Origin of the sequence: Salinirubellus litoreus (assembly GCF_037335815.1) — an archaeon.
Lineage (GTDB): Archaea > Halobacteriota > Halobacteria > Halobacteriales > Haloarculaceae > Salinirubellus > Salinirubellus litoreus.
This window is the reverse complement of sequence record NZ_CP147841.1, coordinates 346,442-366,488: the sequence shown is the minus strand read 5'-3', so window position 1 is coordinate 366,488 and position 20,047 is coordinate 346,442. Positions and strand designations below refer to the sequence as shown.

At 70.4% G+C, this 20,047-nt stretch carries 23 protein-coding genes and 1 tRNA gene; 14 read left to right on the top strand and 10 right to left on the bottom strand.

The features are described 5' to 3' along the window. Positions 1–65: 65 nt before the first annotated feature. Both WDJ58_RS01905 and WDJ58_RS01900 read right to left on the bottom strand, forming a co-directional pair. Positions 66–512, bottom strand: coding sequence for a universal stress protein (locus tag WDJ58_RS01905; protein ID WP_338915933.1), 447 nt, complete (start codon positions 510–512; stop codon positions 66–68). A 61-nt stretch (positions 513–573) separates the two neighbouring features. Then, a complete protein-coding gene (locus tag WDJ58_RS01900; protein ID WP_338915932.1) occupies positions 574–975 on the bottom strand; it encodes a CBS domain-containing protein in 402 nt (133 codons plus the stop codon). A gap of 154 nt (positions 976–1,129) precedes the next feature. Here WDJ58_RS01900 and WDJ58_RS01895 point away from each other — a divergent pair, with 154 nt between their 5' ends. From WDJ58_RS01895 to WDJ58_RS01830, 14 genes are all read left to right on the top strand, one after another. After that, positions 1,130–1,597, top strand: coding sequence for a hypothetical protein (locus WDJ58_RS01895; protein ID WP_338915931.1), 468 nt, complete (start codon positions 1,130–1,132; stop codon positions 1,595–1,597). Positions 1,598–1,690: 93 nt separating this feature from the next. Further along, a complete protein-coding gene (locus WDJ58_RS01890; protein ID WP_338915930.1) occupies positions 1,691–2,299 on the top strand; it encodes an HAD family hydrolase in 609 nt (202 codons plus the stop codon). Beyond that, the gene (gene cbiB / locus WDJ58_RS01885) at positions 2,296–3,222 is read left to right on the top strand and encodes an adenosylcobinamide-phosphate synthase CbiB (RefSeq protein ID WP_338915929.1); all 927 of its coding nucleotides are present in this window, start codon (positions 2,296–2,298) and stop codon (positions 3,220–3,222) included. The genes WDJ58_RS01890 and cbiB overlap by 4 nt, the downstream gene beginning before the upstream one ends. Beyond that, the gene (gene cobS / locus WDJ58_RS01880) at positions 3,213–3,953 is read left to right on the top strand and encodes an adenosylcobinamide-GDP ribazoletransferase (RefSeq protein WP_338915928.1); all 741 of its coding nucleotides are present in this window, start codon (positions 3,213–3,215) and stop codon (positions 3,951–3,953) included. The genes cbiB and cobS overlap by 10 nt, the downstream gene beginning before the upstream one ends. Positions 3,954–4,024: 71 nt before the next feature. Then, on the top strand, positions 4,025–4,792 hold the full coding sequence (locus WDJ58_RS01875; RefSeq protein ID WP_338915927.1) for a glutaredoxin family protein: 768 nt from the start codon (positions 4,025–4,027) through the stop codon (positions 4,790–4,792). 162 nt (positions 4,793–4,954) lie between these two features. Then, positions 4,955–5,281 carry a cupin domain-containing protein gene (locus tag WDJ58_RS01870; RefSeq protein ID WP_338915926.1) on the top strand — a complete coding sequence of 109 codons (327 nt, stop codon included), beginning with the start codon at positions 4,955–4,957 and terminating at the stop codon, positions 5,279–5,281. Between the two features lie 75 nt (positions 5,282–5,356). Beyond that, complete coding sequence (locus WDJ58_RS01865; RefSeq protein ID WP_338915925.1) at positions 5,357–5,731, top strand: VOC family protein; 375 nt, start codon at positions 5,357–5,359, stop codon at positions 5,729–5,731. Between the two features lie 179 nt (positions 5,732–5,910). Beyond that, the gene (locus WDJ58_RS01860; protein WP_338915924.1) at positions 5,911–6,693 is read left to right on the top strand and encodes an SDR family NAD(P)-dependent oxidoreductase; all 783 of its coding nucleotides are present in this window, start codon (positions 5,911–5,913) and stop codon (positions 6,691–6,693) included. Positions 6,694–6,715: 22 nt separating this feature from the next. Next, on the top strand, positions 6,716–7,258 hold the full coding sequence (locus WDJ58_RS01855; RefSeq protein WP_338917905.1) for an NTP transferase domain-containing protein: 543 nt from the start codon (positions 6,716–6,718) through the stop codon (positions 7,256–7,258). Then, on the top strand, positions 7,255–8,265 hold the full coding sequence (gene cobT / locus WDJ58_RS01850) for a nicotinate mononucleotide-dependent phosphoribosyltransferase CobT (protein ID WP_338915923.1): 1,011 nt from the start codon (positions 7,255–7,257) through the stop codon (positions 8,263–8,265). Before WDJ58_RS01855 ends, cobT begins: the two co-directional genes overlap by 4 nt. Further along, positions 8,255–9,274: an aminotransferase class I/II-fold pyridoxal phosphate-dependent enzyme gene (locus tag WDJ58_RS01845; protein ID WP_338915922.1), complete on the top strand. Its 1,020-nt coding sequence runs from the start codon at positions 8,255–8,257 to the stop codon at positions 9,272–9,274. The genes cobT and WDJ58_RS01845 overlap by 11 nt, the downstream gene beginning before the upstream one ends. Beyond that, a complete protein-coding gene (locus WDJ58_RS01840; protein WP_338915921.1) occupies positions 9,264–9,986 on the top strand; it encodes an adenosylcobinamide amidohydrolase in 723 nt (240 codons plus the stop codon). Before WDJ58_RS01845 ends, WDJ58_RS01840 begins: the two co-directional genes overlap by 11 nt. Positions 9,987–10,122: 136 nt before the next feature. Continuing rightward, positions 10,123–11,424 carry a cobyrinic acid a,c-diamide synthase gene (locus tag WDJ58_RS01835; RefSeq protein WP_338915920.1) on the top strand — a complete coding sequence of 434 codons (1,302 nt, stop codon included), beginning with the start codon at positions 10,123–10,125 and terminating at the stop codon, positions 11,422–11,424. Between the two features lie 55 nt (positions 11,425–11,479). Further along, positions 11,480–13,096, top strand: a complete 1,617-nt coding sequence (locus WDJ58_RS01830) for a cobyric acid synthase (RefSeq protein WP_338915919.1) — start codon at positions 11,480–11,482, stop codon at positions 13,094–13,096. Between the two features lie 59 nt (positions 13,097–13,155). On the opposite strand, the gene ftsY is transcribed toward WDJ58_RS01830, so the two are convergent. From ftsY to WDJ58_RS01790, 8 genes are all read right to left on the bottom strand, one after another. Next, positions 13,156–14,268 carry a signal recognition particle-docking protein FtsY gene (gene ftsY, locus WDJ58_RS01825; RefSeq protein WP_338915918.1) on the bottom strand — a complete coding sequence of 371 codons (1,113 nt, stop codon included), beginning with the start codon at positions 14,266–14,268 and terminating at the stop codon, positions 13,156–13,158. Between the two features lie 12 nt (positions 14,269–14,280). Beyond that, entirely contained in the window at positions 14,281–14,751 is a 471-nt protein-coding gene (gene pfdA / locus WDJ58_RS01820) for a prefoldin subunit alpha (protein WP_338915917.1), read from the bottom strand. Beyond that, positions 14,748–14,933, bottom strand: a complete 186-nt coding sequence (gene rpl18a / locus WDJ58_RS01815) for a 50S ribosomal protein L18Ae (RefSeq protein WP_338915916.1) — start codon at positions 14,931–14,933, stop codon at positions 14,748–14,750. Before rpl18a ends, pfdA begins: the two co-directional genes overlap by 4 nt. A gap of 202 nt (positions 14,934–15,135) precedes the next feature. Next, positions 15,136–15,879 carry an MBL fold metallo-hydrolase gene (locus WDJ58_RS01810; protein ID WP_338915915.1) on the bottom strand — a complete coding sequence of 248 codons (744 nt, stop codon included), beginning with the start codon at positions 15,877–15,879 and terminating at the stop codon, positions 15,136–15,138. A 601-nt stretch (positions 15,880–16,480) separates the two neighbouring features. After that, positions 16,481–16,553 (bottom strand) — tRNA-Val (locus tag WDJ58_RS01805). 183 nt (positions 16,554–16,736) lie between these two features. Further along, positions 16,737–17,012: a helix-turn-helix domain-containing protein gene (locus tag WDJ58_RS01800; RefSeq protein WP_338915914.1), complete on the bottom strand. Its 276-nt coding sequence runs from the start codon at positions 17,010–17,012 to the stop codon at positions 16,737–16,739. 107 nt (positions 17,013–17,119) lie between these two features. Next, positions 17,120–17,590, bottom strand: a complete 471-nt coding sequence (gene rimI / locus WDJ58_RS01795) for a ribosomal protein S18-alanine N-acetyltransferase (protein WP_338915913.1) — start codon at positions 17,588–17,590, stop codon at positions 17,120–17,122. Between the two features lie 386 nt (positions 17,591–17,976). Then, positions 17,977–19,953: an aconitate hydratase gene (locus WDJ58_RS01790; RefSeq protein ID WP_338915912.1), complete on the bottom strand. Its 1,977-nt coding sequence runs from the start codon at positions 19,951–19,953 to the stop codon at positions 17,977–17,979. Positions 19,954–20,047: the final 94 nt, after the last annotated feature.

The window sequence follows — 20,047 nt, the reverse complement described above, 5'->3', positions numbered from 1 at the left end:
GGTTCGGTACCAAAGCGGTTCCGGAACGGGGGGTATCCTCCGTCCTCGGATCCGGACCGGAGCCGCTAGTCCCGGACGAACGTCACCGGGCAGGGGGAGTCGAGCAGGACCTCCTGTGCGGTGCTACCGAAGACGACCTTCCCCGTCGGCGACCGTCGCCGACCGCCGATGACGAGGAGGTCCGCCTCCGAACTCTCGGCCACGCCGACGATGGACTCGGCGTGTTCGCCCACCGCCCCGCGGACGGTGAGGGTGATGCCGGCCTCCTCGAGTTCGTCGGCGATGTCACGGACGACCGACAGCCGGCGAGCGACCTCGTCGGCGTCGGGCCGGTCCCCGAACTCGTAGTCGAGGCGACCGACCGCGTCGTCGAGCTCCTCCTCGGTGAAGGCGTGGAGGAGCACTACCTCCGCCCCGGCCGGTTCGGCGATGTCGACGACCGTCGACGTGAGCCGTCCGGCACGGTCCCTGTCCTGTGATCCCACGGCCAGCATGACTGTCTCGAGTGCCATACCGAACCCCTCACCCCGATGGCACATAGAGCTATGGTCGGAGCGTGCCGTCCGCGCGGGCCTATGCTTTCGGCGGTTCGACGTGCGAGAGGTAGGCGGCGAGGTCCGTCGTCGTCACGATCCCGATGACGCCCTCCTCGTCGTCGACGACGGGGACGTGGTGGATCCCTGCGTCGAGCATTACCTCCGCCACTTCGTGGATGGGCGTCCCCGCCGTCGTCGTGATGACGTCGGTGCTCATGTACCTGGTGACGGTCGTCTGGGCCTTCGGCTGGCTCTTCGCGACGATACTCACGAAGTCGGTCGTGGTGAGGATCCCCTCGACCTCGTTGGACTCGTCGACGACGAGCACCGACCCGACCCCCTCCTCGAGCATCAGCTGTGCGGCGTCCTCGACCAGCGTGTCCGGCCCCACGGTCCGGAGATCGGTCGACATCACCCGTCCAACGAACATGTCGTCCATGGTGTGTGCTTCCACTCGCCGGAGATAAACCTGATGCCGGGCCGGCGCGGACGGGGATGTTGACTCCGCCGTCGAGTCCCGCTCCCGTTTCCGCGGCTCCCGGGTCGCTCGTGGCCGCAGCGGCGTTTATCTCGTCGCAGTGCGACACGTACGCATGCGACTCGACCGCTGGACGCCGCTCGCCGTCCTCTGGCCGGAGCGGTACGTGAGCCGCGACCTCGACCTCTGGTCCGCGTTCGACATCGAGGAGTGGTCGCGGCGGGGCTACGACTGGGTCGAGGACGACTGGAACGGGTTCCTCGACCTCGCCAAGCGCCCCCACGAAACGCTCGCCGACGGGACGGGGGACTGTGAGGACTACGCGCTGGTGGCCGCCTCGTGGGCGCTCGCCAACGACCGCCCCGGTGTGGGGCTGGCGGTCTGCTGGGAGTGGCCCTACCCCTGGCCGCGTCACGCCATCGCCTACGACGACGAGCGGGTCTACTCCTCGGGGCGCATCACCCGCGAATCCGTCGCCGAGTACACGAACCGTGACGGCTACCTCTTCTCCCTGCGCCGCCCCCTCCGGCGGGAGGCCGGGGACCGCGTATCTGGTGGTGCCGACGAGTCCGATCCCGTCTGATCCGCTCCCGGTCTCGCTTCCTCGCTTTCCCTCTCGCCCGCACTCCCGACCGCGACCACGAACTTCAAGCCTCCCGTCGACGAGGACGGGACAGTGGCAGTCTCCTTCGACCTCTTCGGGACGCTCGTCGCCGTCGACCGGCCGGCCGACCCCGCGGTGGCCGTCGGCCGGGAACTCGACGCGCTGGGCGTCGCGCTCCCCGAGGACTGGACCGCGGCCTACCGGACCCCGCAGGTCGACGTCCCCGACGGGGCCGAGGTGTCGCTCGTGGCGCACGTCCGGGCGATAATTGGAGAGGAGACCGACGAACGAACGATCGAACGGGCGCTCCTGCGGGCGTTCGAGACCGACGTGCGAACCCGGACGGGAGCGGGGCGCGCGGTGAGCGCGGCCGCGGCGCGCGGTCCCGTGGGGGTGCTCTCGAACTGCTCGGTGCCGGGCCTCGTCGCGCGGACGCTCGACCGCTCGGCGCTCGATCCTCGACGATTCGACGCCGTGGTCTCCAGCGTCGACGTCGGGTGGCGGAAACCCCACCCTCGCGCGTTCGAGGCTGCCGCCGACCGGCTCGGGGTAGACGTGGGGGAGCTCCTCCACGTCGGCGACGACCCGCGAACCGACGGCGGGGCGAGCGGAGCGGGTGCGCGCAGCATCCTCCTCGGATCGGTTCCGCTCGCCGACCTCCCCGACCATCTGGACGGATGACCCTCGCCGGTCCGCTCGCCGTCGTCGTGGCCGCGGGGCTCGAACGCCTCGTCGGCGAGCCGCCCGCCCGTCTCCACCCCGTCGTCTACTTCGGCCGCGCAGTCGCGCCGTTCGACCGCACGTGGACCGCCCCGAGAGCCGTCGGGACCGTCGTCGCGCTCGTCCTCCCGCTCCTCGCCGCCGCTGTCACCGGTGGCGTGGTGTGGCTCGCCGGGACGATCCACCCGCTCGTCGCGGGCACGTTCGCCGGGTTCGTCCTGTTCTCGACCACGAGTCTACGGATGCTCTTCGGGGAGGTCGGGCGGGTGAACGGGCTCGTCGACACGGATCTCGACGAGGCGCGGACGGCGCTGCGTTCGCTCGCCGGCCGGGACGCCGCCGCCCTCTCGGCGGGGGAGGTTCGGAGCGCCGCGGTCGAGAGCGCCGCCGAGAACCTCGCCGACGGCCTCGTCGCCCCTCTGCTCGCGTTCGCGATCCTCGCCCCCGTCTCGCTCCCGCTCGCGGCCGGCGCGGCGGCGTGGGTGAAGGCGGTCAACACGCTCGACTCGATGCTCGGCTACCGCGAGAAACCGGTCGGGTGGGCGAGCGCCCGACTGGACGACCTCGTCATGTGGGTGCCCGCCCGGTTGAGCGCGGTCCTGCTCGGGGTCGTCGCGGGATCGCCGGGCGCGCTCGTCCGCGCCCGCGAGTGGGCGGACGCGCCGCCGTCGCCGAACTCGGGCTGGCCGATGGCGACGCTCGCCGCGCTGCTCGGCGTGCGTCTCGAGAAACCCGACGTCTACGTTCTGAACCCCGACCGGCGACTCCCCGGTGACGAGGCCGTCGAACGGGGGGTCGCGCTCGTCCGGCGGACGGGCCTGCTCGCCTACGCACTCGCGGGAGCGACCGCGTGGGTCGGCGCGGAGGTGCTCGCGTGGTCCTGAGCGCGCTCCGCGGGGCGCTCGGGTTCCTCACCCGGCTTCCGGTGGGTCACGACGAGGCCTCGTGGGACGCCTTCCGACGGACGCCGGTCGCCTTCCCGCTCGCGGGCTATTTCGTCGGTACGCTCCTCGCGATCCCGGTCGTCCTGCCGGTTCCGGAGCCGGTCGTCGCGTTCCTGTTCGTCTGCTGGATGCTCGCCGTCACCGGGATCACGCACCTCGACGGGCTCGCGGATCTCGGTGACGCGGCCGTCGTTCACGATCCGGAGCGACGGCGCGCGGCGATGAAGGACTCGCAGGTAGGCGTCGGCGGGACCGCCGCCGTCGTCCTGTCGCTGGTCGGGCTGGCGCTCGCGGGACTGGGACTCGCGGAACTCCCGCTCCGGACGGCTGTGGGACTGGTCGTCGCGGCGGAGGTGAGCGCGAAGCTCTCGATGGCCGGCCTCGCGGCGGTCGGCACGGCCGCCCACGAGGGCCTCGGCTCGCAGGTCATAGAGGGTCCCCCTCGTCGTGTCCTCGCGCCCGCGATCGTCTCCCTCCCTGTCCTGGTCCTGACGTGGCCGTCGCCCGCCGCTGCGGTCGGCCTCCTCGTGGGACTGCTGGCCGCCTGGCTCCTCGCCCGGTGGGTCCAGGGGTGGCTCGGCGGGCTCGGCGGGGACGCCCTCGGCGCGGCGAACGAACTCGCGCGGCTCGCCGCGCTTCACGCCGGGATCGTCGTCTGGTACGCGCTCTGAGGCGGACGTACCGCTCCTGTCGGACTCCCGACGACCGGACGATTGATTAGGACGTGACGGGTAGTCGATCCATGAGTGGCAGTGACACGCAGGTACACCTCTACTGGGCGACCGGCTGTACCAGCTGTCTGCGGGCCAAGGAGTTCCTGGAGCGCAACGACGTCCAGTTCGCCTCGCACAACGTGATCGAGGAACGGGGCCTCCTCGACGAGATGGAAGCGCGGGGTCTGCCCCGACAGGTCCCGATCGTCAGGCGCGGCGACGACTGGGCGGACGCGCAGGGCCTCGACGAGGTGGCCCGCATCTCCGGCGTCGAACACGAGGCCACGCCCCTGCCGGTGGACGAACTCTATCGCCGTCTCGGGATCGTCCTCGATGGCGTCGGGCGCTACGTCGACCTGCTCCCCGGGGACGCCCTGTCGGTCGACATCCCGAACCGGCCACGGAGCGTCGGCGAACTCTCCTATCACACCTTCAGCGTCGTGGCGTCGTTCCTCGACCACGAGGACGGGGTGCCGCTCACCAGCTACGAGCCGGAACTGGCGTGGACGAACCGGTCGACGGACGCCCTGACGACCTACGGGGAGCACGTGCGGACGCGGCTGCGCGACTGGTACGAGGGCCCCGGACGGGAGCGGGACTTCTCGGAGACGGCGAGCGTCTACTACGGGGACCCGACCGTCCACGAGTTCTTCGAGCGGACGACGTGGCACGCGGGCCAGCACGCGCGCCAGCTCGAGTGGATGCTCGCCGAGACGTTCCCCGTCGACGCCGAGCCGCTCGATCCGTCCACCTGGGAGGGTCTGCCCATGCCCGAGAAGGTCTGGGACGCCGCGTAGTACGGATATCCCTGGTCGCCGGGTCCCGAAACCGCACGTCGCGCGGGCGACCCCTCGGGTCAGGGCTTTATGACGGCGTGGCGAGGAGTCGACCCGCTATGGTACGAGAGTACGTCGAAGACGAGATCCCGTCGACCTACGACCTCCGGGAGGCTCCCCCCCGTGCGCGACGAGGAGGGGATCAGACAGGTGGTGTTCAGGGGGATGGACCAGATGGTCGGGTTCACGGTCATCGAGCCGGACAAGCCCGACGCCGAACCCCACACCCATCCCTGGGAGCAGGTGAACGTCCTCGCGGAGGGACGGCTCGACTTCCTCGTGGACGGCGAGCGCGTCTCCCTCGAACCGTACGACGCGCTGGCGATCCCGCCGGGCGTCGAGCACACGTCCCGGTCGGTCGGCGAGCACGCCGTGCTGTTCGCGTTCTGGCCGCTCCGGGAGGACCGCCTCGACGCGACGGCCTACCAGACGGAGTTCGGGGGGGAGTAGGGCGGGAGGGGGGGAGAGCCGCCGGACGCCGTCCGTCACGCGAGCGTTTAGGTCCCCCCGGGTCGACCGCACCCCATGGACGTCATCCACACGTGCATCTGGGTATCGGACATGGACGAGGCGCGCGAGTTCTTCCTCGACGGGATCGGGCTGGAGGAGCACCGGGCGACGGAGCTCGACGGCGTCGAGAACGTCTGGCTCGGCGGCGAGCACGGCGAGATTCAGCTCCGGTACGAGTCCAACCACCCCGAGCCGAACCCCGACCGGTCGTCGATCGATCACCTGGCGCTCTCGGTGGACGACGTGGACGCCGAACTCGAACGGATCGTCGACGCGACCGGCGCGACCGTGCTCGATGGCCCCCGGACGGTCGACGTGGCGAACGCGCGTATCGCCTTCATCGAAGGGGTCGACGGCTACGTCGTCGAACTGGTCGAGGACCTCGACTGATACGGTCGTGCGTAACGATTTACCGTCGATCCCCCGGCCGAGGTCGGTCGTCGACGGTAAAAGACTACGCACGACCGTATGAGCGGTCGACCGCCGCCACTCGGCGCTCGCCTCGCCCGACCGGGTGAGAGCCCTCGCGGCGGGCCGGGTTATTTGACCCGCGGGCGCTCTCCGAGCACATGGAACGGGACTTCGACGGGCGGACCGCCCTCGTGACCGGCGCGAGCAGGAACATCGGACGGGCTATCGCGGTGAAGCTGGCCGAACGGGGCGCGGACGTGGGCGTCGTCGCCCGGACCGACCGGGACGGTGTCGAGGAGACGGCCCGACGGGTCGAGGCGGCCGGGGGGAACTCGGCGACCGCGCTCTGTGACCTCGCCGACCCATCGGGGATCGAGTCGATGGTCGAGTCGATTCGGGCGGAACTCGGTCCCGTCGACACCCTGGTGAACAACGCGACCTACCGGCCGAGCACGCCGTTTCTGGAGGTCGAACTGGACGACCTCGACCGCGTGGCGGACGTGAACTTTCGGGGACTGTTCCTCACCACACAGCACGTGGTCCCGGACATGATCGAGCGCGGGGCGGGGTCGGTCGTCAACTTCGTCGGCGCGATGGTCTACCTCGGGCTCGCGGGCCACGCCCACTCGTTCGGATCGAAGATGGCTATCGAGGGGCTGACTCGCCAGCTAGCGAGCGAACTCGGACCCGACGGCGTCCGCGTCAACGCCGTCTCGCCGGGACTGATCGACACCGAACGCGACGCGGGTGAGGACTGGGCGCGCGTCGAGCGCGAGGTGATCGAGTCGACGCCGCTCCGCCGCGTCGGGGAGATAGACGAGGTGGCCGAGGCCTGCTGTTTCCTCGCCTCCGACCGGGCGTCGTTCGTCACCGGCCAGACGCTCCACGTCAACGGCGGGACGTACCCGACGCCGACCCTCGTCTCCGGCGAGCGGTCGTGAGCCGGCCGTGGACGCGCTTCTCATGTGTGGCGGGAAGGGGACGCGGCTCGATTCGGGGATCGAGAAGCCGCTGTTCGAGGTCGGCGGAGTGGCCATGATCGACCGCGTGCTGGCCGCCCTCGACGGGAGTCGCGTCGGCTCGGTCCATCCGGTCGTCTCGCCGCACGCTCCCGCCACCCGCGAGCACCTCGCCGACCGACCGTACATCGACGCGCCGGGCGAGGGTTACGTCGCGGACCTCGAGTTCGCGCTCGCGGAGGGCCGCGTCGAGACCCCCGTATTGACCGTCGCCGCCGACCTGCCGTTGCTCGATCCAGGGGTCGTAAACACGGTCCTCGGGGTCCACGAGGCCGGCTCGCTCGCCGTCTGCGTCCCCGCCTCGCTCAAGCGCGACCTCGGCGTGAGCGTCGACACGACGTTCGAGCGCGAGGGTCGGGAACTCGCCCCGACGGGTGTGAACGTCGTCGGCGAGGACCGAGACGAAACGTACGTGACCGAGGACCGCCGACTGGCGGTCAACGTGAACCGGACGCGAGACGCGGCCGTGGCGGAGGCGTGGCTGTGAGGCTCGTCCTCGCCGCGGGGACGACCCGTACGGCCCGTATCGACGGCATCAGCGCCGCCGGTGCCGACCCCGACCTGATGGTCCACACGCCGGGTGCCGACGCGGAGATACTGGTCGAGGGCCGACCGATCGAGCGCCCGGTCGTCCCCGTGAGCCCCTCGGGGTGTCCGACCCCGGCGGTCGTCACCCGGGCGGTACGGGAGGTCGCCGATTTCGACGTGACTGTCCTCGACGCGGGTCTCTCACACCCGACGGGTATCGAGACCGTCCCGCTCGGGGCCGAACCCGGAAACGACGTCCGGGAGACGGTGGCCGTCCCCGATGCCGGGCGGATCTTCGAGGCCGCCCGCGAGGTCGGTGCCGAACTCGGGGACGACCGGGTGTTCGTCGCCGAGACGATACCGGGGGGGACGACCACCGCACTGGGCGTCCTCGCGGCGCTCGGCGAGGACTGGGGTGTCTCCTCGTCGCTCCCGGAGAACCCGCTCGACCTGAAACGCCGGGTGGTCGACGAGGGGCTCGTGGCGAGCGATCTGGTCTCGGGGGGGGCGGCAGACGAGCCCCTCCGTGCCGTTGAGGCGATGGGCGATCCGGTGCTCGCGGCGGTCGCCGGCACCGTCCTCGGGGCGGTCGAATCGGGCACCGAGGTGACGCTCGCCGGCGGGACGCAGCTGCTCGCGGCCGCGGCCGTCCTGCGTGGTCTGGGAGTCGAGTCGCCCCTCCGTCTCGCCACCACCTCGTTCGTCGTCGGGGACCGGACGACGGCGCTCGACGAGGCGACCGATGCCCTGGACCTGGATCTCGTCGTCACCGACCCGGGGTTCGATCGGTCCGACCACGTCGCCATGGCGCGGTACGTCGCCGGCGAGGGCAAGGAGGGCGTCGGGATGGGCGGCGCGCTCGCGTTCGCCCGCGAGCGGGGCGTCCCGATGGCCGAGGTCCGCGGCTCCGTCGAGGCCGTCTACGAACGCCTGGTCGCGCGACCGGGGGGACGCGATGGACCCTGAGGCGGTCGCGTGCGGCGAGCGGGTCCCCCACGGGAGCAGCGACGACCCCGACCTGCTCGACTTCAGCGCGAACACGAACCCGCTCGTCCCCGACGGCGCGGAGGCGGTCTACCGGGAGGCGTTCGACGCCGCTCGGACCTACCCGCCGGACGACTACCCGGAGTATCGCGAGGCGGCCGCCGAGTACGTCGGCTGCGCCCGGGAGGACGTCGTGGCGACCCCCGGGGGGCTCGCGGCCATCCGGCTCGCCGTCGAGGTGACGGTCGACCGCGGGGACTCCGTGCTCGTCCCGTACCCAAGCTTCGGCGAGTACGCCCGCGAGGTCCGCCTCCAGGGGGCACGCGTCGAGCCCGTCCCGCACGACGAACTGTTCGACGTCGACCCGTCGGAACTCGCCGAGCACGCGCTCGCCGTCGTCTGCAACCCGAACAACCCGACCGGGGAGGCGTATGTCCAGGGGAAACTGGAGGCGTTCGCGGCCCGCTGTGCGGCGGCGGGGACCCCGCTGCTCGTAGACGAGGCGTTCCTGGGGTTCACGGATCGGCCGTCGCTCGCGGGTACCGAAGGCGTCGTCGTCGCGCGGTCGCTCACGAAGCTGTTCGGCCTCCCGGGCATCCGCGCGGGGTTCGTCGTCGCGACCGGCAACCTCCGCGCTCGCCTCGATGTCGCCCGTCGGGCGTGGGCGCTCGGGACGCCCGCGGCCGCCGTCGGCGCGTACTGCATGGGCTGTGAGGCGTTCGTCGCCGAGACACGCGAGCGCGTCCGGGCGGAGCGCGAGCGAATGGCCGAGACGCTCGGCGAGCGATTCGAGGTCCATCGTTCGGACTCGCCGTTCCTGTTGCTCGACGTGGGCGAGCGGGACACGAGCGAGATCGTCGAGCGGGCACGCGAGCACGGTATCGCCGTCCGCGACGCGACGACGTTCCGCGGCCTCGACTCCCACGTCCGGGTCGCCGTCCGCCTCCCCGGGGAGAACGACCGGCTACTGGAGGTCCTCGGTGACGCGTGAGCCCGGGCTGACCACCTCGGCGGGGGTCCTCCGGCTCGCCCACCCCGGGGCGCGGTGGCTCTCGACCGGCTGGGACGGCGGGTTCGTCGGCGCGGACGCGGCGTACAACGTCTCGGTCCCCACGGGGTTCGACCGGACCGACCTCGACGCGTATATCGAGGTGCGGCGGCGCGAGGCGGGGTTCGACGCCGAGGGGCCCGCGCTGCTGACCGGCGTCGAGATGCGACACGCCAGGGCCGCCCGGAGCGGATCGGTGACCGCCGTCGTCACGGCGGGCGTCTCGAACCCGGCCGCGCTCCCTCCGACCGGGGACGAAACGGCGACCCTGGAGGCCGACGTCGGCGAGTACGACCCCGGGACGGTGAACGTCCTGCTCTCGACGACCCGCGCGCTCTCCGACGGGGCGCTGGCCTCGCTGCTCTCCACCGCGATCGAGGCGAAGACGGCGACGCTGCTGGCCGAGACGGGCTTTCCCGGGACGACGACCGACGCCGCCGTCGTCGGCTGTGACTCCTCGGGCGAAGCGGCCCCGTTCGCCGGGAGCGCCACCCCGACCGGCGCGGCCGCGCGGGCCTGTGTCCGCGACGCGCTCCGGGCGAGCCTCCGGTCGCGCTACCCCGACGGCGAGATCCCGAAATCGGTCGCGGACGCCGAGTACGGCGTCTCGACCGACCACGCCGTCGAGGTGTTCTCCGTTCGGAGCCACGAGTAAAGCAGGCTTTATCTGGTGCAAATGCGTTTGTCGAGCGGATGGACGCGTCACCACCTCCGACCCGCTCGGGATCCGACGCCGGCTCACCGCCGACTCGCGCCGGTCCGGGGGGTCGTGACCGCCCGGAGGCTCGCTCGTGAAGGGCCTCGTGCTCGCCGGGACGGCTTCCGGTGTGGGGAAGACGGTGGCGACGCTCGCCGTGATACGCGCCCTCGAACGGGCGGGCCACGCGGTCCAGCCGGCCAAGGCCGGTCCCGACTTCATCGACCCGAGCCACCACGCCGCAGTCGCGGGACGGCCCTCGCGCACGCTCGACACCTGGCTCGCCGGACCCGAGGGTGCTCGCCGGAACTACCACCGCGGCGAGGGCGACGTCTGCGTCGTCGAGGGGGTGATGGGGATGTACGACGGCGACGTCTCGAGCACCGCGAACGTGGCCGAGGCGCTCTCGCTTCCCGTAGTGCTCGTCGTCGACGCGAGCGGGGGGATGGAGAGCGTCGCCGCCACGGCGCTCGGGTTCCGCGAGTACGCCGCCCGGGCCGGTCACGACGTGGAGGTCGTCGGGGTGCTCGCCTCGCGGGCGCACGGCGGCCGGCACGAGCGGGGGATCCGCGAGGCGCTGCCCGACGAACTCGCGTACTTCGGCCGCGTTCCGACGCTCGACGGGCTCGGGATCCCCGACCGGCACCTCGGGCTCCACATGGGTGACGAGTCGCCCGCCGACCCGACAGCACTGGACGAAGCTGCCGAGCACGTCCGCGTCGAGCGGCTCCTCGACGTCGCCAGCGAGCCGCCGCCCCCCGCCGAGGGAGTCGATTTCGGCCCACGGCACGGCGTTCGGGTAGCGGTCGCCCGCGACGAGGCGTTCCGGTTCGTCTACCCGGCTTCGCTCGAACGCCTCCGTGAGCGGGCGACGGTCGTCGAGTTCGCGCCGACGGCGGGCGACGACCTCCCCGACTGCGACGGGGTCTACCTTCCAGGCGGGTACCCCGAACTCCACGCCGAGCGGCTCTCGGCGAGCCCGGCACTCGGGTCGCTCGCCGACCGCGCGAGCGACGGGCTGCCGGTCCTCGGGGAGTGTGGGGGGATGATGGCGCTGTCGGCGTCGCTGACCACGTCGGAGGGGGACACCCACACCATGGCGGGCGTCCTCCCGGCGGACGTGGAGATGCACGACCGCTACCGGGCGCTCGACCACGTCGAGCTGCGGGCGTGCCGCGGGACGGTGACCGCCGCCGAGGGGTCGGCCCTCCCCGGTCACGAGTTCCACTACTCGTCGGCGACGGTCGAAGGGGACGCCCGGTTCGCCTTCGACGTCGAACGAGGGTCGGGGATCGACGGGGACCACGACGGCCTCACGGAGTACCGCACGCTGGGAACCTACGCGCACGTCCACGCCGAGAGCGGCGCGTTCGACCGGTTCGTCGACTCGCTATGAGTGGGACCGGGATCGGGTCCGGCCTCGCTCTCCCGACCCGGGGGGTAGGGTGCCGATGACCGAACGGCCCACCCGAACCCTCCTGGTCGCGGGGACGGCGAGCCACGTCGGCAAGAGCACGCTCGTCGCGGGGGTCTGTCGCGCGCTCGCCGATCAGGGGGTCGACGTCACGCCGTTCAAGGCCCAGAACATGTCGAACAACGCCCGTTCGGTCGTCTCGCCGGGGGGCGAGGACGGCGAGGTCGGCGTCTCCCAGTACGTCCAGGCCCGCGCCGCACGCGTGACGCCGACGACCGACCACAATCCCGTCCTCCTGAAACCCCGCGGCGACGGCGAGTCACAGCTCGTGATCCACGGCGAGGCCGTCGGGCACTTCGGGGCGGGCGAGTACTACGACGAGCACTGGGACCGGGCACGCCGCGCCGTCGAGGAGTCCTACCGTCGGCTCGCCGCCGCACACGAGGTGATCGTCGCCGAGGGAGCGGGGAGCGTCGCGGAGATCAACCTCCAGGACCGCGACCTGGCGAACGTCGAGACCGTCAGGATAGCCCAGGACGCCGCACGCGCTCGCTCGGACCCGGTCGAGAGCGGTGGCGCGGACGACCTCCCGCGGTCGGACGACGCCACCCCCGACGCGGACGACATTATCGACGTCCTCCTCGTCGGCGACATCGAGCGGGGCGGCGTCTTCGCCAGCCTCTACGGCTCGCTCGAACTCGCACCCGACGTGGTTCGCCGGCAGGTGAGCGGCGTCGCGGTGAACAAGTTCCGCGGCGAGCGGTCGGTCCTCGAACCCGGCCTCGCCCAGTTCGAGGACCTCACCGGTACCCCCGTCCTCGGCGTGCTCCCCTACGACGATCCGGGGCTCCCCGAGGAGGACAGCGTCTCGCTCCCCGCCGCGGACGAGCGCCGGCTCCTCGGCACGGACGATGGCGTCTCCGAAGCACGGACCGTGACGGTCGTCGTCCCCCGGTTCCCGCGCATCTCGAACTTTACCGACCTCGAACCGCTCGCACGCGAGCCCGGCGTCCGCGTGTCCTACCGTCCGCTCGACGCCGGACTCGACGACGCCGACGCGGTCGTGCTCCCGGGGACGAAGAACACCGTCGACGACCTGCTGGCGTGCCGGGAGGCGGGACTCGACGAGCGGCTGGGGACGTTCGAGGGGCCGGTCGTGGGGATCTGCGGCGGCTACCAGCTCCTCGGTGAACGGGTCACGAACGCCGCCCTGGAGGGGATCGGCGACCACGAGGTGGTCCGGGGGTTCGGCCTGCTCCCGGTCGAGACGCGCTTCGCTCCCGAGAAGACCGTCGAGCGCGCGACCACGGACGTCGAGGGCGTCGGTCCGCTCGCCGGCGCGACCGGCACCGTCGAGGGGTACGAGATACACGCCGGCGAGACGACGGTGCTCGGGGAGGTGGCTCGACCGCTCGGTCCTGGGAGCGTCGCGACCGATCGCGTCCTCGGGACGTACCTCCACGGGCTGTTCGAGAACGAGAGTGCGAGGGGGGCGTTCGTCGACGCCGTCTACGCTGCCGCGGGGAAGCGTCGGCCGGACGCGGAACCCGACGCGGTCTCGCCGCTCGATGCCGCGGCCGACCTCGTCACGGCCCACCTCGACCTGTCGCTCCCCGGGTGGCCGACCGGAGGGCACCGGACTGTCGAGCGATAGACTCCACAGCGGTCGGCGGTTCGGTGGTGACCGTGACCGCCCGTGGCCGGGGGCGACCGCTACGCGGCGTCCTCGCCGACGACCCGGCGGACGATCTCCTCGGGATCGAACCGTTCGAGGTCCTCGTAACCCTGGCCGACGCCGAGGAAGAGGATCGGTTTGCCCGTGACGTGGGCGATGGAGACGGCGGCCCCGCCCTGCGAGTCGGCGTCGGCCTTCGTCAGCACGACGCCGTCGATCTCCGCGGCATCGTTGAACTGCTTCGCCCGGTTGGTAGCGTCCTGCCCGGCGACGGCCTCGTCGACGAACAGCGTCATGTCCGGGTCGACCACGCGGTCGATCTTCTCGAGCTGGGCCATCAGGTCCTTCGAGGTGTGGAGCCGACCGGCGGTGTCACCGAGGACGACGTCGACGTCGTGGGCCTTCGCGTACTCGACGGCGTCGTAGATCACCGCGGCGGGGTCCCCGCCCTGCTCGTGGGTGATGATCTTCTTGTCGAGCGCCTCGGCGTGCTCCTCGATCTGCTCGTTCGCCCCCGCACGGTACGTATCGCCGTTGGCGAGCACCGTCGAGTAGCCCCGATCCTCGAGGTAGCGGGACATCTTCGCGATGGTCGTCGTCTTGCCGACGCCGTTGACGCCCGTGAAGATGATCGTGACCGGCTTGTCCGCCTGCGCGATGCGCTCCTCGAAGTCGAACTGGCCGACGCCGATGACCTCGCGGAGCGCGTCGCCGATCGCTCGCTGGACCATCACCTCCCCGGTCTGGACCTGTGCGCGGGTCTGGCCGACCAGCTCCTCGCGGAGCCGCTCGGTGATCTCGCCCGCGACGCTCATCTCGACGTCGCCCTGGAGCAGCGAGAGTTCGAGCTGTTCGAGGGGTTCCTCGAGCTCCTCCTCCTCGATGATCGCCTTCCCGGTCGCGAACAGCTTCGCGCGCTGGGAGAGGCTCTGTTTGTTCCCCTCCTCGGATTCGTCCGCGGCCGCCGTCTCGGAGGCGTCCGTTTCGGCGGGCTCACTCGGGGTCCCCGCGTCGGCTTCGCCGGCTTCCGCTCCCCTCCCCTCGGCGGTTTCCCCGGTCTCGGCATCGGCCTCCGCTTCCTCGACCTCTTCGGCCTCCTCCTCGACGTCCTCGCGGAACCGCCCCAGCTTCTCCTTCAGTCCGTCGAACATCTATCGTTCTCCTTACTCGTCGTCGCCCTGTTCCTGCTGCTGTTGCTGCTGCATCATCTGCTGCATCTGCTGTTGCTGCATCTGCTGGGCGCGCTGTTCGAGCTGGTCGGTCTCGCTCTCGACCTCGGTGATCTCCTCGCGGAGCTCCTCGATCCGGTCGTCGAGGGCGTCACGCTTGCGTTCGAGCGCGTCGATGGCTCCCTCCTGGTCCTGCTCGGCCGCGTAGCCCCCGCCGAGCCCGACGATGATCTCGTCGATGTCCTGGACCTCGGCGCGGACGTACGCGCCGCCGCCGATGGGGACCTGGACGGTGCTGCCGGTCTCGAGGGTCTCGATGGCCTCGACCGCCTCGTCGATCTCCGACTGTTCCTCCTGGACGCCCTCGATTTCGGCCTCGATGGCCCGCTTCTCCTGCTCGAGTGCCTCCATCTGCTCCTGGATCTCCTGCATCGCGCCGCCGCCACCGCCACCACCGAGGCTCATGCGGCGGCCACCTCCTCGACACCCTCGAGCTCGACTCCGGTCCGCTTGACGCCGTGCTGGGACCCGACCTGTGAGAGGACGTGCTCGCGGGCCACCTCCTCGTTCGGTGCGTCGACCGTCTTCGTGAACGTCTGCCACCCGTCGCGGGCCCGATACCGACCCGTCACCGTGAACTCGCTCATGTGTGGTGAGGGGAGAGCGAGTCGGAAGTATCTTCCTACATACAGAGCGCTCTCGACACGGGGTGACCGCTCCACGTGCTCCCCTCATTCCCGTGTTCGATCCCGTCGGAGCTTCCCAGTCAGTCCCGACGATCGGGCGCGACCGGCACCCGCACGGATCGGAAGGCAGACCCACGGGCGTCACCGTCGAACCGTCCGGGCACTACCCGACACGGATCGACTCGCCCGGGTCCAGCGGGACCGTCTCCGACACCCCCTCGGCGTCGGCCATCGCCTCCAGAAACCGGTCGCGCTCGTCGCCGATGTAGTGCATCGGAACGGTGCGATCGGCCCCGAGCCACCGCGTCGCCAGGACGGCCTCCTCGGTCGTGAGTTCGCTTATCCGGGGTGTGATCGGGCCCTCGACCTCCGCCGCGGCGTCGTAGGCCTGCCCGACGCCGACCAGCACGACGTCGGGGTCGTGGAGGTCGCCGTAGGTCTCCAGATCCCGGAATATCGAGGTGTCCCCCATGTGGTAGACGCTCGATCCTCCCTCGCGGAGCAGGAACGACAGCGGCACGCCCGAGACGAGTTCGTCGCCGACCTCCCGTATCGAGGCGTGTCGAGTCTCGAGCACCCGTATCGAGAGATCGCCGACCTCGGCCTCCATCCCCCAGATGACCGTCGTGACTCGCTCCTCGGGGACGCCCTCCGACCGGAGGTAGCGCGCGGTCGCGGGTTCGGTGAGGACCGGTATCCCTTCCTCGCGTGCCAGCTCGGCCGTCTCGCCCACGTGGTCGTGGGCCGCGTGGGTGACGCAGATCACGTCGGGGCGCTCGCGGTCGCACACCTCGCTCGCGTCCCACGGACACTCCTCGTTCTCCGTGAGGTAGGGGTCGATCAGGGCGGTCGTGCTCGGCGAGGCGATCGAGAACGTCGCGTTCCCGTAGTAGGTGACTTCGAGCATACGCGGGGCTCGGCACCGGACATCAAATAGGCGTGGTCCGGCCCGTGACTCGCGACGGCTCCGTGGCGCGGCCCACGAGATCGCGGTAAGAATCAGATCGTCCGATTCGACACCCCTCGCTTCCGTTCGGCGGTCGCATGGGGTCGCGCGGATTCTGAACCGGAGCAAGACGTGCTCGCTCACTTCGCTCGCTGTGCGCGACTTGCAGGGTTCAAATCGCGCGGACGCCTCCGGCGTCGCTCGCGTCCGCTCGCGACAGCCTCCAGTGGGGCCGCGCGGATTTGAACCGTGCCGAGACCTCACTTCGTTCGGTCTCGTCGGGCCCAAGCCGCGCTTTATCCACTACTCACTGCTCGCTGACGCTCGCAGGAGTAGTGGGGCCGCGCGGATTTGAACCATGGTCGATCCACTCTCTCCGTTCGCTCCCCTCCCTGATTCAGAATCCGGCGTCCGTGATTCGACACGCTTCGCTTTCGCTCGGCGGTCGCATGGGACCGCGCGGATTTGAACCGGAGCCACTTCGCTCCCTCCGGTCGCTCGTGGCAGGGCTCAAATCCGCTCGCGCCCACGACTCACTGCTCGCTGTCGCTCGCAGGAGTAGTGGGGCCGCGCGGATTTGAACCACGGACCTCGTCCTTGTAAGGGACGCGTCATAACCACTAGACCACGGCCCCGCATCCGCTACGACCCCGCGTGGGCGGATAGCCCTTACGCTCTGTGAGCAGCACGACTCGGTGGACGGGAGCCGACGCCGCGAGAACGCGTGGCCTCACGAGGGCCGTCGTCTCCTACCGGCGACCATCGCCCGGCCCGAGCGATCGTCGGGAGTTCGTTACGGCGGTCCTCGTCAGTCGCCGTCAGTCGTCGGCCGCCGCGGCGTCGGCTGCTGCCTCGGCCATCGCCTCCGGCGTGATCTCGTAGAGGTTCTGCCTCGCGTCGGCGAAGTACACGTCCTCGGAGATCGCGTCGATCTCCTCCAGGCGCTCTAACGCGTACCGCACCGTACGGGCCGAGAGCATCGACTCCTCCACGATGCCCTTCTGGGTCATACCCCCGTTGTACTCGAGCACCTTGTAGACGAGCTTCGCGCTCGGCGGAAGGTCCGAAATCGCCTCCGCACTGGAATCTGCCATCGGTACCCGTATAGAGGGACGCCAACTGTATAAAGATTCACCACGGGCGTCGAAACCGGCAACAAGGGCCGAATTTTCCGGGGTCCGGAAAGGGTGTCGACCGGTGCTCAGAACCCGCGGAGCATCACGAGTGCGTCCTCGCCATCGTCGTAGTATCGGGGGACGGTGTGGTGGTGTGAGAAGCCGAACCCGCGGTAGAGGCGGATCGCCTCCTTGTTGCCCGCCCGGACCTCGAGTTTCACGCGGGAGGTGCCCTCGCCGGCCAGTATCGAGAGCGCCCGTTCGAGGAGCGTCGCGCCGATCCCCTCCCCCCGGCGGTCCGGACGGACGGCGATGTCCTTCACGTGGCCGAGCGGACGCCCGTGGTTGGGTACCGTATCCGCGACCACGTAGCCGACCACGCCGTCGTCGTCGAGGGCGACGAGGAACCCCGGGGCCTCGAGGAACCCCTCGAACGCGCTGAACGGCCACGGCTGGGGGAACGACGCCTGCTCGATACGGAACACGTCCAGCAGGTCTGCCCGGACCGCGTGACGTAGCTCCGGATCCGGCGTCCCCCGGGGAGTGGTCGTCGTCACGGCCCCACGTACCGGCCCGAGATGCATATCGGTTCCGCCGCATCTGTAGTAGCGTCTGGACCCGATAACACACGCCGGACGGGACGTCCCTCCGGCCGTGAGTAACGACTTCCGAACGCTGCGATAGTGTCACTCGACGATGCAACCCAAAAGTTCATGTGCCTCGGTGTGAAAAGAGTAAACGCACCCAACGAAGGGTGCATCCCCACCCCCCACCCCGCTTTTGGGACACTACCCGCGAGCGCCAGCGACGGCGTGAGACCGTGGCACCAGACGTTGACTCCCGGTAGCTCTCGCCCCCTCTCTCGACGCGTCCAGTGTCACTGCTCGGCGGTCGCGCGCGAAAGAATCGAGTTCCGATCCGGGCCGGTTCCGCGACGGGCCGCTCAGTCGTCGGCGGGCGCGGAGGAGTCGTCGCCGGACTCGGCGAGCTTCTTCGTGTGGGATAGCTTGCCGCCGTCGGCGAGGATCTCGCGCTCGCGCTCGGAGGCGTCGAGGTGGGCCGTGAACTCCCAGTCGTCGTTCACGCGCACCGTGAACTCCTCCGTCCCCGAGCGGACCGCCTCGGCGACGTCGTCGACGATCTCGAGGTCGTCGCCCTGTTCGATCTTCCCGTAGGTTTCCTCGTCGATGGTCAGCGGGATGAGCCCGAAGTTGAACAGGTTCGCCTTGTGGATGCGGGCGAACGACCGGGCGAAGACGCCCTCGACGCCGAGGAACATCGGACAGAGCGCCGCGTGCTCGCGGGAGGAGCCCTGACCGTAGTTCTCGCCGGCGACGAGGAACCCGCCGTCGGAGTCGAGCGCGCGCTGGGCGAACGAGTCGTCCACGCGCGAGAGGGTGAACTCCGAGAGCTTCGGGATGTTCGACCGGTACATCAGGATGTCCTGGGTGGCCGGGATGATGTGGTCGGTCGTGATGTTGTCCTCCATCTTCAGGAGGGTCGGCCCCGCCAGATGGGCGTCGAGCTCGTCCTTCAGCGGGACGTCCCCGATGTTCGGGCCCTTGATGAGCTCGTCGTCGACCGGGTCGTCCGGCGTGATGATGTCGTTCTCGGCGCCCTCGTACTCGTCGGGGAGTTCGAACCCGGGCGCCTCGAGGTCACCCAGTTCGTCGGCGAGGTCGCGCGGGTCGACGATCTCGCCCTTGAGTGCCGCGGCAGCGGCGACCTCCGGCGAGGCGAGGTAGACGTTGTCGTCCTCGATACCCGAGCGGCCCTCGAAGTTACGGTTGAACGTCCGCACCGAGACCGAGTCGCTCGCGGGGACGTGTCCGATGCCGATGCAGGCCCCGCACGTGGCCTCGGAGAAGTTCACGCCGGCGGCCATCAGCTCCGCCGTCCACCCGCCCCGGGCGAGCATCTCGCTCGCCTTCTTCGAACCGGGCGCGACGATCATCTCCGTCTGTCGCTGGATGCTCCGGCCCTCGAGCATCTTCGCGGTCGGGAGGATGTCCTCGTAGCCGCCGTTCGTACAGGAGCCGATGATGACCTGGTCGACGGACTGGCCCGCGGCCTCCCGGACCGGGACGACGTTGTCCGGCATCGACGGCTGGGCGATGAGCGGCTCGAGCTCCGAGAGGTCGATGACGATCTCGTCGGCGTACTCGGCGTCCTCGTCGGGCTGGAGGTCGACGTACTCGTCCTCGCGGTCCTGTTTGGCGAGGTATTCGCGGGTCCGCTCGTCGGTCGGGAACAGCGACGACGTCGCGCCGAGTTCCGTTCCCATGTTGGTGATGGTCATCCGTTCGGGCGCGGAGAGGCTCTCGACGCCCGGTCCGGTGTACTCGAAGATCTTCCCGACGCCGCCCTTGACGGTGAGCCGGCGGAGCATCTCCAGGATGACGTCCTTCGCGGTCGACCACTCGGGGAGCTCGCCCTCGAGCCGGACGTTCACGACCTCCGGCATCTCGATGTAGTAGGGGCCGCCACCCATCGCGACGGCGACGTCGAGCCCGCCGGCGCCGATGGCGAGCTGGCCGATCCCGCCCGGCGTCGGTGTGTGCGAGTCCGAACCGAGGAGGGTCTTGCCCGGCGCGGCGAAGTTCTCCCGGTGGACGTTGTGACAGATGCCGTTGCCCGGCCGGGAGAAGTACGCGCCGAAGGTCCCCGCCGCCGACCGGAGGAAGCGGTGGTCGTCGGTGTTCTTGAAGTCGAACTGGTAGGTCTGGTGGTCGCAGTACTGCGCCGCGACCTCCGTCTGTACCTCGTCTAAGTCCAGGGCCTCGAACTGCAGCCAGACGAGCGTCCCCGTGGTGTCCTGCGTGAGGACCTGGTCGATCTCGATGCCGATCTCCTCGCCCGCCTCGAGCTCCCCGTCGACGAGGTGGTCGGCCAGGATCTTTTCCGTGAGCGTCTGTCCCATATCACCCGAACATCGGCAATCCTCGAATATAAATCCGGCGTGTTCACCACGTATTGCGAATCCGGAGGGGCGCTTCGGCGGGATCGCCTCTCCC